This is a genomic window from Cupriavidus sp. CER-90, assembly GCF_057652055.1.
The window spans coordinates 1,032,232-1,047,969 of sequence record NZ_JBYGYM010000001.1; the positions used below are offsets into that span (position 1 = coordinate 1,032,232).

13 protein-coding genes and 1 pseudogene are annotated in these 15,738 nt (G+C 67.2%); 12 read left to right on the forward strand and 2 right to left on the reverse strand.

Translation table 11 applies throughout. From position 1 onward, the window contains the following. The first annotated feature begins 272 nt into the window (after positions 1–272). From AC24R4_RS04620 to AC24R4_RS04635, 4 genes are all read left to right on the forward strand, one after another. Complete coding sequence (locus tag AC24R4_RS04620; protein WP_487522357.1) at positions 273–1,475, forward strand: NnrS family protein; 1,203 nt, start codon at positions 273–275, stop codon at positions 1,473–1,475. Between the two features lie 141 nt (positions 1,476–1,616). Then, entirely contained in the window at positions 1,617–2,057 is a 441-nt protein-coding gene (locus AC24R4_RS04625) for a nuclear transport factor 2 family protein (protein ID WP_487522358.1), read from the forward strand. 323 nt (positions 2,058–2,380) lie between these two features. Continuing rightward, complete coding sequence (locus AC24R4_RS04630; protein WP_487522982.1) at positions 2,381–2,953, forward strand: biliverdin-producing heme oxygenase; 573 nt, start codon at positions 2,381–2,383, stop codon at positions 2,951–2,953. A gap of 15 nt (positions 2,954–2,968) precedes the next feature. Continuing rightward, on the forward strand, positions 2,969–4,609 hold the full coding sequence (locus AC24R4_RS04635) for a sensor histidine kinase (protein WP_400395619.1): 1,641 nt from the start codon (positions 2,969–2,971) through the stop codon (positions 4,607–4,609). Between the two features lie 19 nt (positions 4,610–4,628). Here AC24R4_RS04635 and AC24R4_RS04640 read toward each other — a convergent pair whose 3' ends face one another. Together AC24R4_RS04640 and AC24R4_RS04645 are read right to left on the reverse strand one after the other, a co-directional pair. Next, positions 4,629–5,066, reverse strand: coding sequence for a response regulator (locus AC24R4_RS04640; RefSeq protein ID WP_400395617.1), 438 nt, complete (start codon positions 5,064–5,066; stop codon positions 4,629–4,631). Further along, positions 5,029–7,488 carry an ATP-binding protein gene (locus AC24R4_RS04645; protein WP_487522359.1) on the reverse strand — a complete coding sequence of 820 codons (2,460 nt, stop codon included), beginning with the start codon at positions 7,486–7,488 and terminating at the stop codon, positions 5,029–5,031. The genes AC24R4_RS04640 and AC24R4_RS04645 overlap by 38 nt, the downstream gene beginning before the upstream one ends. Before the next feature lie 303 nt (positions 7,489–7,791). On the opposite strand from AC24R4_RS04645, the gene AC24R4_RS04650 reads away from it, so the two are divergent. From AC24R4_RS04650 to AC24R4_RS04685, 8 genes and pseudogenes are all read left to right on the forward strand, one after another. Next, positions 7,792–9,300: an NCS1 family nucleobase:cation symporter-1 gene (locus AC24R4_RS04650; protein WP_487522360.1), complete on the forward strand. Its 1,509-nt coding sequence runs from the start codon at positions 7,792–7,794 to the stop codon at positions 9,298–9,300. A 19-nt stretch (positions 9,301–9,319) separates the two neighbouring features. Beyond that, positions 9,320–10,057: an aspartate/glutamate racemase family protein gene (locus AC24R4_RS04655; protein WP_487522983.1), complete on the forward strand. Its 738-nt coding sequence runs from the start codon at positions 9,320–9,322 to the stop codon at positions 10,055–10,057. Between the two features lie 112 nt (positions 10,058–10,169). Continuing rightward, positions 10,170–10,925 carry a GntR family transcriptional regulator gene (locus tag AC24R4_RS04660; protein WP_487522361.1) on the forward strand — a complete coding sequence of 252 codons (756 nt, stop codon included), beginning with the start codon at positions 10,170–10,172 and terminating at the stop codon, positions 10,923–10,925. Between the two features lie 94 nt (positions 10,926–11,019). Further along, positions 11,020–11,487 (forward strand): annotated as a pseudogene (locus AC24R4_RS04665) (LysR family transcriptional regulator); the annotation flags it as partial. Between the two features lie 106 nt (positions 11,488–11,593). Then, a complete protein-coding gene (locus AC24R4_RS04670) occupies positions 11,594–11,872 on the forward strand; it encodes a LysR substrate-binding domain-containing protein (protein WP_400397007.1) in 279 nt (92 codons plus the stop codon). A 130-nt stretch (positions 11,873–12,002) separates the two neighbouring features. Then, positions 12,003–13,199, forward strand: coding sequence for an MFS transporter (locus tag AC24R4_RS04675; RefSeq protein WP_487522362.1), 1,197 nt, complete (start codon positions 12,003–12,005; stop codon positions 13,197–13,199). A gap of 195 nt (positions 13,200–13,394) precedes the next feature. Beyond that, on the forward strand, positions 13,395–14,090 hold the full coding sequence (locus tag AC24R4_RS04680; RefSeq protein WP_487522363.1) for a hypothetical protein: 696 nt from the start codon (positions 13,395–13,397) through the stop codon (positions 14,088–14,090). Between the two features lie 315 nt (positions 14,091–14,405). Then, a complete protein-coding gene (locus AC24R4_RS04685; protein WP_487522364.1) occupies positions 14,406–15,728 on the forward strand; it encodes an MFS transporter in 1,323 nt (440 codons plus the stop codon). Positions 15,729–15,738 lie beyond the last annotated feature (10 nt).

Below are 15,738 nucleotides of genomic sequence, written 5' to 3' on the forward strand. Positions count from 1 at the left end.
TCGCTGAGAGAACCCGTTCTGGTGGTATCGGCGGGCGTCGTGGCGCGCCGCTCTGATCAATGTCTGCGTTGTCTGGCTAACGGGTAGACATGGCTTCGATTTACCCCTACGCGAGGAGGGGGCGAGGGGGAAATCGCCTCGGTGTTTTCACTTACGCAACGGATTGCATGCGGCGGCGCATCAATAAATTGCATTTCATATACATCTTTCCTAGAATCGATTCCGTCACACCGCACGTTCCTGCACGTCATCATTCCTTCGCACTTCTCACCATGTCCGTCCTGCTGCAGATCTCCCCACCTTCGCGCACGCCCACCTATCGCGGCCTGCCCATCCTGGCGCTCGGCTTCCGTCCGTTCTACCTGCTGGCCGCAGCATTCGGCGCGATGGCCATGGCGGCCTGGGTGGCGATGTATCTGGGCTGGTGGACACCGGCCACGCAGCCGTGGCTGGGCAGCATGGCGTGGCACGCCCACGAGATGGTGTTCGGGTTCGCGGGCGCCGTCGTCGTGGGCTTTCTCTTTACGGCGGGCAAGAACTGGACTGGCCTGCAAACCCCGCAGGGCGCCTGGCTCGGTGCGCTGGCCGGCGTATGGCTGCTGGCCCGCGTGCTGATGTGGACCGGGCCGGCCTGGGCGGCCATTGCGGCCGATGTGGCCTTCCTTCCGCTGTGCAGCCTGAGTTTCTACAGCATCCTGCGCCGGGCCAGGAGCCAGCGAAACTACGGGCTGGCGATCGCGCTGGGCATCATGGGCGCGCTCAATATCGGGTTTCACGCGGCCCTTCAGGCAGGCCGCATCGACTGGGCACTGCATGCGGCCGAAGCAGCCACCGGTCTGGTGGCGATTTTCGTGACCGTGATCGGCGGGCGCGTGATTCCGATGTTCACCGCCAATGCGATTCCCGGCGCGCGCATCCGACGTTGGCAGACGGTGGAACGCGGCGTGGTCGCGCTGACCCTGCTGGCCACGGTTGCCGCCGCACTGCAGGCGCCCGCGTGGCTGACCGGCATGCTGGCACTGGCCGCGGCGGTTGCCCATGGCGTCCGCCTGCATGGCTGGGATTCGCATCGCACGCTTCGCAAGCCCATTGTCAGCATCCTGCACGTCGCCTACGCGTTCCTGCCGATCGGCTTCATTCTGATTGCCGCTGCCGCCGCCGGCTGGCTCGACCGCTCCACGGCACTGCATGCCCTGACTGTCGGTGTGATCGGCTGCGCCATCATCGCGATGGTCACGCGCACCGCGCTCGGACATACCGGCCGCCGGCTTGAAACTGGCCGCATGGAGCACTTGGCCTATCTGTCCATGGTGCTTGCTGCCGTGGTACGGGTGGCTGGTCCGCTTTGGCTGCCAGAACTGAAGCCACAGGCCATCGCGCTAGCCGGCGCGCTGTGGGTGCTGTCGCTGGTCCTGTATCTCGTCAAATACACCCCCTTCCTGGCCCGTCCGCGCCTGGATGGCAAGGAGGGCTGACCCGCTGTCTCCCGGCCGCATCCCACGCGTTGCGGTTTCGGCCTGCTGTGATACGATGACTTACAACTGCTCGCGACGATATTCCGCGCGGCGGTTGCCTCATCGACCCACCCAGGCATAACAGAACAAATGGGAGACATCATGCGTAGATTCACTGCGGCGCTGGGCGCCGCTATCTTGCTGGGCATCGCCGCCACGCCGGCCGTGGCGCAACCGGCCGACCAGGCCGTCACCGCCGCGGCCGAAAAGCTGCGCGTGGCCATGGTCGATCCGGACCAGGCCACGCTGTCGGGGCTGGTGGCCGATTCGCTGAGCTACGGCCACTCCGGCGGCCGCATCGACACCAAGACCAGCTTTATCGGCGACCTGCTCGACAAGAAGTCTGACTTCGTCAGCATCAACATTACCGACCAGACCGTGCATGTGTCAGGCGACGTCGCGGTGATCCGCCACACGCTGTCCGGCGAGACGCTCGACAACGGCAAGCAAGGGACCGTGCTGCTCAAGGTGCTACAGGTATGGCAAAAGCAGGGCGGTCAGTGGAAGCTGATTGCCCGTCAGGCGGTAAAGGCGGCTGCCTGACGGACGCTACCTGTCTGGAAGTCCGGACATTGATAGGATGTCTGACATCTTAGACTGAGGTGTCGAGCGCATGGAAAGGGGCGCACCCGCAAGGGTAGCGCCCCTTTTTGCCTTGCGCGCCGGCGTGCAAATGCGCAAAACGCCGCAGCATCCGTGCGTCCGAGGACTTCCTGTACCATGTGGGCTCGCATCCTTATGCATCGCTCCATGGCTACGCCGGGCGGTGCGCTCGCCGCACACTTCGGGACCATCGGATCATCACCCGCGTGACTGAACACTCGACCCCATCCAGCCCTGCCTCACCATCGCCCCCGTTGCGTGACGTGCTGGCTGCACTGCGCGCCGCCACGTCGGCGCAGCACGCCAGGCTGGATCGGGCAATGCCACTCTCCCAGTCCAATCCCGCGCTCGAAGATTATCGGGACCATCTGCTGATGCTGCGCGCCTGGCTCGCACCGCTGGAACACTGGCTGGCGCGCTTCGACGATGGTCCGCAAGATGCCGCCCACCTGGCGCCGGTGGCCCGTACGCCGATACTGAAGCAGGACCTTGCCCACCCCGCCATGCCGCCGGGTGGCCCGGCGGTGGACGATATCGATGTGGCCGCGCTGCGGCACGACGCCGCCTACCGCTGGGGTATCTGCTACGTCATCGAGGGGTCACAGCTCGGCGGTGCGGTGCTGTACCGGCAGTTGTCCGGCCCGCTGGCGCCGCATCCGCTGGCATACCTGGGCGCGGGCAAGACGCCCGGGCCCCGCTGGCAGCAGTTCCTGCATGCGCTGCGGGCCAGCGTGCGCGAGCCGGCAGAGATCGCGCTGGCTTGCGCGGGGGCGCAGCGGGTGTTCAACGAACTGCTGGCCCGCGTTGCCGCGCACGCCGAGTCCGGCGCGCAGTAGCCGCGCGATACGCCGATGCCTGACGCCCTCGAACAACAGCCGCCCCGCCAACGTGCGTTTGATACGGGAGCGCTGTTCGACGCCCTGCCCGAGTCCTATCTGGTGCTCAATGCGGCGTTCGAAGTCGTGGCCGCCAATGCCCGCTACCTGGCCATGGCCGGCCGCACGCGCAACGATGTCATGGGCAAGTCGGTGTTCGACATCAATCCCTCGCTGTCCGAATCCCAGATGGCGGCACGCCGGGATTGGCTTGCCAGCACGCTCGACGACCTGCTGGAAGGCGAATCGCGCCTGTCGCCGCTGATCCGCTACGACGGCCACCCCGCGGGCACCGGCAATACCGAACGATACTGGCAGGCCAAGGCGACGCGGCTGGATGGCGGATCGGACGCGGCATTCGTGCTCCAGGTCACGGACGTGACTGATCACATCGTCAAGACCGAACAGACCCGCCGCGAGCACGCCAAGCTGCGGTCGCAGGCGCGGCTGCGCCAGGTACTTGTGGAAGAAGCCAATGCGGCGCTGCAGACGCACCGCAAACAGCTCGAGGAACTGCTCGCGTTTGCCAAGGTTGGCGCGTGGGAACTCGACGTCGCCACCGGGTTCATGGCCTGTACCGACCAGTGCAAGGCCAACATGGGGCTGCAGCCGGACGACGCCATCAACGAGGCGCGGGTATTTGGCGAACTGATGCACGTGGACGACCGCGACATGGTGCGTACCGCCATGACAGCGGCCATCGCCAGCCGCGCGCATTTCGAGGTGGAGTACCGCGTGCTCTGGCAGGACGGCACCATGCGCTGGCTGATGTCGCGCGGCGCCGCACGCTATCTCGAGGACGGCTCGGCCCAGTCGTTGATCGGCTTCACGATCGACATCACGGCGCGCAAGGCGTCGGAACTGCACTACCAGGCAGTGGCCGAGGAAGAACAGCGCGCCCGCGAAGTGAGCGAGCGCGGTGCCCGCGCCATGGACCATTTCGTGGCGGCGGTCAGCCACGAACTGCGCTCGCCGCTGCACGCCATCCTGTGGTGGACCACGCTGCTGGAGCGCGGCACCGACCCCGCCCACGTGCGGCGTGCCGGGGAAGTCATCGAACGCAATACCCGCCAGCTGGCCCGCATGGTGGACGATCTGCTCGACAGCGGCGCCATTGCCACCGGCAAGCTGTCCGTGGATCTGCGCCTGCTGGACATGGCGGCCCTGGCGGCCACCGTGGCCGAGGATCTGCGTCTCGATGCGGAGTCGAGGAACGTGACGCTGATCGTGGCGCCGGCGCTGCCCTGCCTGGTGATGGCCGACGAGCATCGGATCAAGCAGGTGGTGCTGAACCTGCTGACCAATGCGCTGAAGTTCGCGGAGCGCGGCACCGTGGAACTGGCCGTGGCGTCGGACGGCGCGGACGTCGTGCTATCCGTGCGGGATTCCGGCGTGGGCATCGCGCCCGAAGCGCTCGAGCGCATCTTCGAGCGGTTCGAACAGGCCCACCGCGAACACGCCAATCGTGCGCCGGGGCTGGGCCTGGGGCTGTGGATGGTCAAGAACCTGGTGCTGATGCACAACGGCAGCGTGAGCGCGCACAGCGACGGACTGGGCAAGGGATCGATGTTCCGCGTGCAACTGCCGCTGGCGCAACTGGCGGGCGGCGTGCGTTAGCGGCAGGCAGCCGCGCGGGCTAGCGCGAGTACGGCGGCGGCTCGTTCAGCACGGCCCAGAACACGCCCAGGTCGTTGATGGCGGCCATGAAGTCGTCGAACTCGACCGGCTTCACCACATAGGCATTGACGCCCAGGTCATAGCTCCTGAGCAGGTCGCGCTCCTCGCGCGACGATGTCAGCATCACGACCGGCACGCGGCGCAGCCGATCGTCCGCGCGCACCTCGCGCAGCACCTCGTGGCCGTCCACCTTCGGCAGCTTCTTGTCCAGCAGGATCACCGCCGGATTCTCTTCCGGGCGATCGGCATAGGCGCCTTCGCGGCGCAGGAAATCGAGCGCCTCCGCACCGTCGCGCACCGACACCACCGGGTTGGCAAGGCGCGTCTTCTGCAGCGCGATCAACGTCAGCTCGATGTCGTCAGGATTGTCTTCCACCAGCAGGATCGGCCTCAGCACGCTCGTTCTCCAGGTTTCTTGCATCTTTCAACACAGGCCGGTACGGCTGGCCCGACGACACCGCTGCCAGCCGGGCCGCGGCCTCGGCGGCCGTTTCATTGACACCGGCGGTGCCCTCCGGCACGAAATCACGCGGCAACGAAAACCAGATCGTGGCCCCGCGATCGACCTCGCCTTCGGCCCACGCCTTGCCGCCATGACGCTCGACAATGCGCCGCACGCTGGCCAGCCCGATGCCGGTACCGGGGAATTCCTCCACGCGGTGCAGTCGCTGGAACACGCCAAACAGCTTGTCGGCGTAGCGCATGTCGAAGCCCACGCCGTTGTCGCGCACGAAGAACAGGTCCTGGCCTTCGAAGGCTGCCTCGCCGGGCATCGTGCCCACCTCGACCATGCCGGCAGGGCCCTCGGCATCGGCGCCGCGCGTGCCGGTGAATTTTATCGCGTTGGCAATCAGGTTCCGCAGCACCACATCCATCAGCACCGGATCAGCCGTCACCTGGCCCAGCGCGCCGACCTTGTATTGCAGGCGCCGCGTGCCAAGCTCCCTGGTTTCCTCGGCCAGCAGGCGCTCGGCCAGCGCCCGCAGGTCCACGCGCTGCGGACGCAGGGCGGCGCGCCCCATCTGCGAGAACGCCAGCAGGTCGTCCACGAGCTTGCCGCCGAAACGTGCCTGCGCAATGATGCGCTCGACAAAATGCCGGCCGCGCTCCGACAGCCGGTCCTGGTCCATCTCGCGCAGCAGATCGGCAAACCCGACGATATGGCGCAGCGGCGCGCGCAGGTCATGCGACACCGAATACGAGAACCCTTCGAGTTCGCGGTTCACGCGGCCCAGCTCCAGCGCCAAATGGGCCAGTTCCTCGGCTCGCCGCAGCACGATGCCCAGCAACGCACCGCGAAATTCGCTGGCAATCTCCAGTTCCGCCGCCCGCCACGGTTCGCTCCGGCCGCGCACCGTCTGCGTCCAGACCTCGAAGCTCTCGCGCGGCGACAGCGATGCCGACAGGTCCGCCAGCTTGGCGCGCGGGTCGCCCGCCCAGCGGATGGTGCGCACCACCTCGGCGCGGAACCAGATCACGTAATTGCGGAACATGCGCGACAGCGGCACCACCAGCATGCCGGCTGCCTCCGGTCCCATGCCCTGCGCGGCGGCATCCGGCCATTCGATCGCCAGCTGGTCGGTGGCATAGACGTCCTCGCCGCGCGTGTCCAGCCACGCCAGCAAGCCTTCGATGGCCGCGTCGGACGGGGCCTCGCCGATCCGGACGATACGGCCCTCGAACACCGCCGCCGCGCCCGTGGCACCCACCAGCGCCAGCAGGTCGTCGGCATCGCCCGAGATGGCCTCGATGAAGTCGTCGGTATTGGCCATCGACGCCAGCAGCCCGGTCTGCCGCCGGCGCAGCGCCAGGCGGTAGCTGGCCTCGTCGTGATCCTCCTTGGCCTCCACCTGCAGCGACAGCACCTGCGCGATGTGCTCGCACGCCGTGCGTACTTCGAACGACGGCACGCGCGCCGTGGCGTGGTGGCAGGAAATCAGGCCCCATAACCGCCCGCGCACGACGATCGACATCGACATCGACGCCCAGGTGCCCATGTTCTTCATGTACTGCACGTGCACGGGCGAAATGCTGCGCAGCGATGCATAGGTCAGGTCGGTGGGCTGGCCCGTGGCGGGATGCCGCGCCGGCACCAGCGGGGCCGCCACGTAGTCGGCATCGGCGATCAGGCGAATGCGGTTGCGCACGTACAGCGCGCGCGCCTGCGGCGGGATGTCCGACGCCGGAAACCGCTGCCCCAGGTAGCTGGTGTAGCCGGCATCCATCGACTCGGCCAGCACGTGGCCGTGCCCCTCGTCGTCGAACGCGTACACCATGGTGCGACCGAAACCCGTAATGCGATGCACTTCGTCTGCCGCCAGGCGCGCCAGCCCCTGGACGTTGTCCACGTCCTGCAGGCTGTTGATAAACGTCCGGACCAGCGGATAGATCGATGCGAAAACGTCGGCGGTGCCGCGCGCGGGCTCGAATTCGACGATGCGCACGCCCTGCCAAATGTGGACGACGATGGCCAGCGGCGAATACAAGCCAGCCGCCGCGCCGCCGCGCAGGCCGCGCGGGTCCGCCACCGATCCGGCATAGAGCGGAATGCCTTCGCCTTTCAGGGTGGCCAGCGCATCGAGCGCCAGCGCGGCACCGTCACCGACCAGCGCCGCCAGCGGCTGGCCCAGCAACGGATCGATTTCGCCGGACGCCCTGCCGGCCAGCAGCGCCGTGTTGGCGCTGGCCTGCACGACGTTGCCCGCATCGTCGACGCTGACCAGAAAGCCATGCGGCTGTATGCCGCCAGGAATATGAATCGGTTCTTTGGCGCAATCCCCGGCCGCTGCTGCCGCCGAGGATGTGGGGTGGTGAACCATGCTTGCTCCGCCTTGAGGCATGGCGCCGATTTTGGCACAGCCACGCGGCCAGCGCCCGCTTTGTGCGGAATTGACAGCACATTGGCGGGCCCCCGGTAAAAACTGCACGCGCCACGCCCGACGCATCCGGTGGCCGTCGGCATCGGGTCTACCCGCATTCGTCCCACGTTATGTTGACAATCAAAATTCCGTGACCTACAACTTCGTAAACAAACAGAAATGATTTTGTAGACAATTTTGTAGCCACATCGACATCAACGATGACCTGCGCAAGGTACGCAAGGCCACCAACGGAGACCCGACATGCCAGTGACAGCTTCGCCCGCCGTCGATACCCTCGGCACGCACGCCCCCGACAGCAACGCCGTGATCAAGCCAGGCTACGACGAGCGGCTGACCAACGAGGATCTTGCCCCGCTGCGCAAGCAGACCTGGGGCACCTACAATATTTTTGCGTTCTGGATGTCCGACGTGCACAGCGTGGGCGGCTACATCACCGCCGGCAGCCTGTTCGCGCTGGGGCTGTCCAGTTGGCAGGTGCTGCTGGCACTGCTGATCGGCATCGTGATCGTGCAGTGCTTCTGCAACCTGGTGGCCAAACCCAGCCAGGTCACCGGCACGCCCTACCCCGTCATCTGCCGCGCATCGTTCGGCGTGCTGGGCGCCAATATCCCCGCCATCATCCGAGGCCTGATCGCCGTGGCCTGGTATGGCATCCAGACCTACCTGGCCTCCAGCGCGTTCCTGGTGCTGGCGCTGCATTTCTTCCCGCAGCTGGCGCCCTACGCCGACCTGAAGCAGCATGGCTTTGCCGGGCTGTCCTCGCTGGGCTGGGCCGCCTTCATGACGCTCTGGGTACTGCAGGCGCTGGTGTTCTGGACCGGCATGGAGACCATCCGCAAGTTCATCGACTGGGCCGGCCCCGCCGTCTACGTGGTGATGATTGCGCTGGCCATCTGGCTGGTCAACAAGGCCGGCATCGAGAACGTCAACTTCACGCTGAGCTTCCTGAAGTACCAGGGCTGGGATTCCGTGCCCGTGATGCTCAGCGCCATCGCGCTGGTGGTGTCGTACTTCTCGGGCCCGATGCTGAACTTCGGTGACTTCTCGCGCTACGCCAAGGACTTCCGGTCCGTGAAGCGCGGCAACTTCTGGGGCCTGCCGGTCAACTTCCTGGGCTTCTCGCTGCTGGTGGTGGTGACCACGTCGGCCACGCTGCCCGTGTTCGGCAAGCTGATCACCGACCCCGTGGAGACCGTCAGCCATATCGACAGCACCTTTGCGATGCTGCTGGGCGCGTTCACGTTCATGACCGCCACCATCGGCATCAACATCGTGGCCAACTTCGTGTCCCCGGCCTTCGACTTCTCGAACGTCTCGCCCCGGTACATCAGCTGGCGCACGGGCGGCATGATCGCGGCGGTGGCATCGATCTTCATCACGCCGTGGAACCTGTATAACCACCCGACGATGATCCACTACACGCTCGACGTGCTGGGTGCGTTCATCGGCCCGCTGTTCGGCATCCTGATCTCCGACTTCTTCCTTGTGCGGCGCCAGCGCGTGGTGGTGGACGACCTCTACACGCTGCGCAAGACCGGCACCTACTGGTACCGCCGCGGCTACAACCCCACCGCAGTGGCCACCATGATCCCCTCGGCCATCGTCCCCGTGCTGTGCGTGGTGATTCCGTCGTGGCAGTGGCTGGCCAGCTACAGCTGGTTCATTGGCATGGGCATTGCTCTGGTGCTGTACCGCGCGCTCGCGCCGCGGCTGATGCCGGCCCACATTGCCGACGCCCGCCAGGCCTGATTTCCCCGTGAACGACACCATGAAGATCAAGATCATCAATCCGAACACCACGCAGAGCATGACCGACAAGATCGGCCAGTGCGCCCGGGCCGTGGCCCACGGCGACACCCGCATCGTGGCCGTCAGTCCCCGCATGGGGCCGGCCTCGATCGAGAGCCATTACGACGAGGCGCTCAGCGTGCCGGGTATCCTGGACGAGATCCTGGCCGGCGAGCGCGAAGGCATCGACGGCTACGTGATCGCCTGCTTCGGCGACCCTGGCTTGTTCGCCGCGCGCGAACTGGCACGCGGGCCCGTGATCGGGGTAGCCGAGGCGGCCATGCATGCGGCCAGCTTCATCGGCACCAGCTTCAGCGTGGTCACCACGCTGTCGCGTACCTGCAATATCGCCTGGCACCTGGCCGAACGCTACGGCATGGCGCGTTTCTGCCGCAACGTCCGCGCCAGCGACCTGCCCGTGCTGGATCTGGAAAAGCCGGGCTCCGACGCACGCCGCATCATCACCGAAGCCTGCCGCCAGGCGCTGGCCGAAGACCGCAGCGACTGCATCGTGCTGGGCTGCGCCGGCATGACCGACCTCTGCGACGAGATTGCGGACGCGATCGGCGCGCCCGTCATCGACGGCGTCACCTGCGCCGTGAAGATGGCCGAGGCGCTGGTCTCGGTACGTCTGGTCACCAGCAAGCGGGGAGATTGGGCGCGCCCGCTGCCCAAGGCCTACGCCGGCATGTTGTCGCGTTACGCCCTGAACGCGTGACCCCGCCGCACCGGTCCGGTGCCATCCGGCCCGGTGCAGTGCCATTTTTGTGTACGATATGCGTAACTTTTGTCTTCACTCGCTGCGCCTGCAGCGGGATATCGTCCCCGACATGGCAACCCGACGCAAGAAATCCGCGGATTCCGAGCCGCCCGCCGCGCAGGACGGCGGCGAGCCCGCGGCATCCGAGGCCGCCGAATCCTCCGTCAACGAAGGCATCTACCAGGATCTGCTGAACGCGATCATGGAGCATCGGCTGCTGGCCGGCACCAAGCTCGTGGAAGAGCGGCTGTGCGAGGTCACCGGCGCCAGCCGCGCCCGGATCCGCCAGGTATTCGCCCGGCTGGCGCATGAAAAGCTGGTCACCCTGGTACCGAATCGCGGCGCATTCATCTCCAGCCCCAGCATCGAGGAAGCGCGCCAGGTCTTCCAGGCCCGGCGCCTGGTGGAACCGGAACTTGCCGGCCTGCTGGCCACCACGGCCAACGCCACGCAGATCCGCAGCCTGCGCCGGCATATTCGGCAGGAAGACGACGCCCGCACGCGCGGCGACCGCGCCGCCGTGATCCGGCTGTCGGGCGAGTTCCATATCGTATTGGCCGAGATGGCCGGCAACGCCATCCTGGAAAAGCTGATTCGCGAACTGGTGTCGCTGACGTGCCTGATCATCACGCTGTACGACCGCCCCGGCGCCCCGGCCTGCCCCGAGGACGAGCATCGCGTGCTGGTGGACGCCATCGAGCAGCGCCATGCCGCGCAGGCGCAGGCCGTGATGGCCGAGCACCTGGCCCACATCGAAAGCTCGCTGGACCTGACCGTGCGCGAAACCGGCGCCCCTGACTTCTACAGCATCTTCAGCAAGGGCTGACCGCCCGCACCGCCTGCCCATGGACAAGCTTCTCGCCCTGAAGATGTACGTCGAGACCGTCGATGCGAAAGGCTTCTCGGCCGCCGCGCGACGCATGAACCTGGCCACGTCGTCGGTCACGCGGATGCTGGACGGCCTGGAGGCCTCGCTGGGCACGGTGCTGCTCAACCGTTCCACGCGGCAGGTCACGGTGACCGAGGCCGGCGCCAGCTACTACCAGCAGGCGCGCCAGATCCTCGAAGCCGTGGCCGAAGCCGATGCCTCGATTGCCGATCACGGCGACCAGCCGGTGGGACAGTTGCGGGTATCGCTGCCGGTCGCGTTCGGGCGCTGCTGCATTTCGCCCCATCTCGGCGCATGGCTGGCGCGCTATCCGCAGCTCGAACTCGATGTCGAACTGACCGACAGCATCGTTGACCTGCTTGGCGCCCGCGTGGATGTCTCCGTGCGGCTGGGCAGCGCGGCGGCCTATGACAACGTGATCGCGCGCGAGATCGGCCGGTTCCGCCGCCTGGTGGTGGCCAGCCCCGCCTGTCTCGACCAGCACGGCTGGCCTGCCGAGCCCGCCGACCTGGTCAACCACCGCTGCCTGCGCTTCAGTTTCGGCGCCCGCGACCAGGTCTGGCGGTTCCGCCCCGAGACCGGTGACGGGGGGCGAGCCGATCAGCGTGCCCATCGGCGGGCCGTTCCGCAGCAACAATATCGAAGTGTTGCGCGACATGGCGCTGGCCGGCAACGGCATCGCCCTGCTGCCGGACTGGCTCGTCGATGCCGATATTGCGGCGGGCCGGCTGACCGTGCTGTTCGACGACTGGTCGGTCACGCCGAACCAGTCCAGTTCGGTGGTCACCGCGCTTTACCTGCCCAGCCAGCGCGGCTCGCGGCGCATCGCGGCCTTCCTGGACTTCCTGGCCTCGCTGCCGGGGCCGACCGGCCAGCGCGACTGAATTCGCCGACGGATTTCGGTTTGGCCCGCTTTGCTTGTGGCGCAACGCTGCGTTGCGCCACATTGTGATTCCCGCAACGCCTTCGGGCGCCTACGCTCTGGACATCGCAACCCGATCTCCATCCAGAGCCATGCAAGCCCAAACCTCTCCCAATGCCGGCGCGTCCAGCGCCGCTCCCATGTCCGGCACGCTGGTCGCGCTGTTCTCGCTATGCGCCGGTGTGCTGGTGGCCAACCTGTACTACGCCCAGCCGATCATCGAACTGATCGCGCCTGCCGTGGGCCTGTCCGCGCAGAGCGCCAGCGTGATCGTGTCGCTGACCCAGATCGGCTATGCCATTGGCCTGTTCTTCCTGGTGCCGCTGGCCGACCTGCTCGAAAACCGCCGGCTGCTGATGGTCAGCGGCGTGGCCGCGGCGGCCAGCCTGGTGGGCGCGGCGCTGTCTTCGCAACCGGGCGTGTTCCTGCTGGTGTCGCTGCTGCTGGGCCTGAGTTCGGTCAGCGTGCAGATCCTGATCCCGCTCGCGGCGCACCTGGCGCCCGAGGCGCTGCGCGGCCGCACCGTGGGCACCATCATGGGCGGCCTGCTGTCGGGCATCCTGCTGTCGCGGCCACTGTCGAGCATGGCGGCGCAGTGGTTCGGCTGGCGCGCGGTATTCTTCATCGCGGCCGCCATGACGCTGGCCACCGTGGCCATCATCGCGATGACGCTGCCGCGCCGCGTGCCCCAGCACCGTGCCAGCTACGGCAGCCTGCTGGCCTCGCTGTGGCACCTGTTCACGCGCTTCGCGGTGCTGCGCCAGCGCGCGCTGCTGCAAGCCCTGCTGTTTGCCGCATTCAGCCTGTTCTGGACCGCCGCGCCGCTGGAACTGGCCGCGCGCTACGGGCTGTCGCAATCGCAGATCGGCCTGTTCGCGCTGGTCGGCGCGCTCGGCGCCGTGGCCGCGCCCATTGCCGGCCGCCTGGCCGATGCCGGCCACACCCGCGTGGCATCGTTCGCGGCGCTGATCGTCGCCGCGCTGGCGTTCATCCCCGGCCTGATCCACGGCCACGCCGGCCTGTACGGCCTGGCGCTGACCGGCATCGTGCTCGACTTCGCGGTGCAGATGAACATGGTGCTGGGCCAGCGTGCGGTCTACGCGCTCGACGCCCAGAGCCGGGCGCGCCTGAACGCGCTGTACATGACCGCGATCTTTGCCGGCGGTGCGGCGGGCTCGGCCATCGCCAGCGCGCTGTACACGCAAGCGGGCTGGCAAGGCGTGGTGGCGGCAGGCAGCGGGCTGGCACTCGTGGCGCTGGGCGTGCTGGCCCTCACCGCCCGCCGCTGAGCGCGGTATGCGCTCAGCGCCCCTGGCCCGCTCCGCGGCAGCGGGGCGCTGAGTCGTCAGCCCCTGCACAGACAGTGGCTTTGCAGTGCATCAGGCCTCAATTGAACTTTGCGCGGCCGTTTCATAGAATCCAGCCCGATGCTGGTCCGGCCTTGTTGCACGCGCACCAGCGCATCGTTGCGCGGAGAATTGCCGATGAAAGCCGTGCTTGCCCACATCCTGCGCAGAAAGCTGGCATATGCGGAACTGCCGCTGTTCGTACATATGCGCGACGAAAGCCTGCCCCCGCAGATCCGGCTCAGCTTCATGCGCGGCTTCGCATTTTTCGTCATGGCCTTCGGCGACCTCAACCGCTACGTGCTGCGCCGGACGCCGCCCTGTGACGCCTGGCAGGAACAGGTCAATCTTCATACCTTCGAAGACGACCATCACTGGCCGTGGTATCTGGAGGATTTCGAGACGCTCGGCTGGGACCGCGTCACCACCACCACCGACGCGATGCGCGAGCTCTGGCGCGACGATACCTGCCGCTGCCGCGTCCTGATGTACGACCTGTGCGCGATCGTGGCCGATGCCCACGGCCCCGAGCGCCTGGCCGTGATCGAAGCCATCGAGGAAACCGGCCATGTGCTGTTCTCGCTTACCACGCCGCTCGCGGACGCGCTCCAGGCGCGCCTGGGCGCCGAGCTGCGCTACCTGGGCGCTTACCATCTCGCGCTCGAATCCGGCCATATGCAGCACGCCGACCATTGGGCGCTGGCAGCCATCGCGCTGTCAGACGCGCAGCGGCAACACTGCGTGGCGCTCGTGGACAGGGTGTTCGACGCCTTCACCCTGTGGACGCACGAGGCCGACGACCAGATCCACCGCGCGGCCGCCCTTGCCGCCTAGCCGCACCCGGCGACGATCGGATCGGTGAGCGCGGGCAGTTCATCGTGATTTCCGCCGGCCCGCCGTGCACGGTGGCCGCCAAGGTGACGATCGCGTAACCGGGCACTGTGCGGGCGCGGTGCGGGCAAGCCGCGGCTACGCAGCAACCCGAAGCGGGTTTTCCCGCACTGTCCCGTCAAGCAAAACGGATGTCCCGATAAGTCAAACCGTCAACCGTCATTCCCCGATACTTCGCTGGGTCGCGGCCACTCCGCGACTTGCCAGCAGGCCCCCGGCATTGTGCGGGGCGCGGCTGAGAATATCAGGAGACGGTTCATGTCGGGACTTCGTATTTCACGTCCTCAAGTTTTTGCCAGCGCCCCGAGCGCCCGGGCTTCACGTTATTACCCGTGGCTGGTCTTTGCGCTGAGCTTCGGCCTGCTGCTGTCCGACTACATGTCGCGGCAGGTACTCAACGCACTGTTTCCGCTGCTGAAGGCGGAATGGGCGCTCACCGACGCCAATCTTGGCGCGCTGGGCGGCGTGGTGGCACTGATGGTGGGCGTGCTGACCTTGCCGCTTTCTGTCCTGGCCGACCGCTGGGGCCGCGTGCGCAGCCTGACGCTGATGGCCGCGCTCTGGAGCCTGGCCACGCTGGGCTGCGCCATCGCCAACTCGTTCGGCGAAATGTTCGTCGCACGACTCTTCGTCGGGATCGGCGAGGCCGCCTACGGCAGCGTCGGCATCGCGCTGGTGCTGTCGGTCTTTCCGCGCCATCTGCGCGCCAGCCTCAGCGCCGCATTCATTGCCGGCGGCGCATTCGGCTCGGTGCTGGGCATGGCGCTGGGCGGCGTGATCTCGGCACATTTCGGCTGGCGTATCGCGTTTGTCAGCATGGCCCTGTTCGGCCTGGTGATGGTGGGCTTCTACCGCCTGCTGGTCACCGAAGAGCGCCTGAAGCTCCAACGCGAGGCGCTCAATGAACAGGCTGCCGAGGAACCCCGCCTGGGACCGATGCCGCTGCGCGCACTGTGCAGCGCCCTGGTCGCTTCGCGCTCGATCATCTGCGCCTACGTCGGCAGCGCCCTGCAGCTGTTCGTGATGGGTTCGCTGCTGGCCTGGATGCCCAGCTTCCTGGGCCGCTACTACGGCCTGGCCACCGCGCAAGCCGGCCTGGGCGCTGCGGGCTTCGTCCTGGTGGGTGGTGCCGGCATGATCGTGTGCGGCGCGCTGACCGACCGTGTGGCACGCCACGCCCCGGCACGCAAATGGCTGATGGCCGTCACGTACAGCGTGCTGTGCTGCGCATTGCTCGGCACCGCGTTCCATCTGCAGGCAGGCACCGCGCAACTGGCCCTGATCGCCGGCGGCATGATGCTCGCAGGCGGCAGCGCCGGCCCGGCCAGCGCCGCCGTGGCCAACCTGACCGACCCCCGCATCCATGCCAGCGCGTTCGCCACGCTGACGCTGGTAAACAACCTGCTCGGCCTGGCGCCGGGACCGTTCTTCACCGGCCTGATGGCTGACCACATCGGTCTGGCAGGCGCGCTGCAGTGGATGCCCGTTGCCGGCCTGCTCGCCGCGATCTGCTTCCTGCTCGGCCGCCGCACCTATACCGCGGACCTGCAACGCCTGGCCCAACGCCGCGCCGCAGCCTGACCGCGCATCC

Excerpts from the sequence above, each read along its gene's own strand:
- AC24R4_RS04650 (WP_487522360.1), top strand. The coding sequence starts at position 7,792 with ATGCCAGTGACAGCTTCGCCCGCCGTCGATACCCTCGGCACGCACGCC.
- AC24R4_RS04660 (WP_487522361.1), top strand. The coding sequence starts at position 10,170 with ATGGCAACCCGACGCAAGAAATCCGCGGATTCCGAGCCGCCCGCCGCG.
- AC24R4_RS04655 (WP_487522983.1), top strand. The coding sequence starts at position 9,320 with ATGAAGATCAAGATCATCAATCCGAACACCACGCAGAGCATGACCGAC.
- AC24R4_RS04675 (WP_487522362.1), top strand. The coding sequence starts at position 12,003 with ATGCAAGCCCAAACCTCTCCCAATGCCGGCGCGTCCAGCGCCGCTCCC.
- AC24R4_RS04645 (WP_487522359.1), bottom strand. The coding sequence starts at position 7,488 with ATGGTTCACCACCCCACATCCTCGGCGGCAGCAGCGGCCGGGGATTGC.
- AC24R4_RS04680 (WP_487522363.1), top strand. The coding sequence starts at position 13,395 with ATGAAAGCCGTGCTTGCCCACATCCTGCGCAGAAAGCTGGCATATGCG.
- AC24R4_RS04635 (WP_400395619.1), top strand. The coding sequence starts at position 2,969 with ATGCCTGACGCCCTCGAACAACAGCCGCCCCGCCAACGTGCGTTTGAT.
- AC24R4_RS04685 (WP_487522364.1), top strand. The coding sequence starts at position 14,406 with ATGTCGGGACTTCGTATTTCACGTCCTCAAGTTTTTGCCAGCGCCCCG.
- AC24R4_RS04620 (WP_487522357.1), top strand. The coding sequence starts at position 273 with ATGTCCGTCCTGCTGCAGATCTCCCCACCTTCGCGCACGCCCACCTAT.
- AC24R4_RS04625 (WP_487522358.1), top strand. The coding sequence starts at position 1,617 with ATGCGTAGATTCACTGCGGCGCTGGGCGCCGCTATCTTGCTGGGCATC.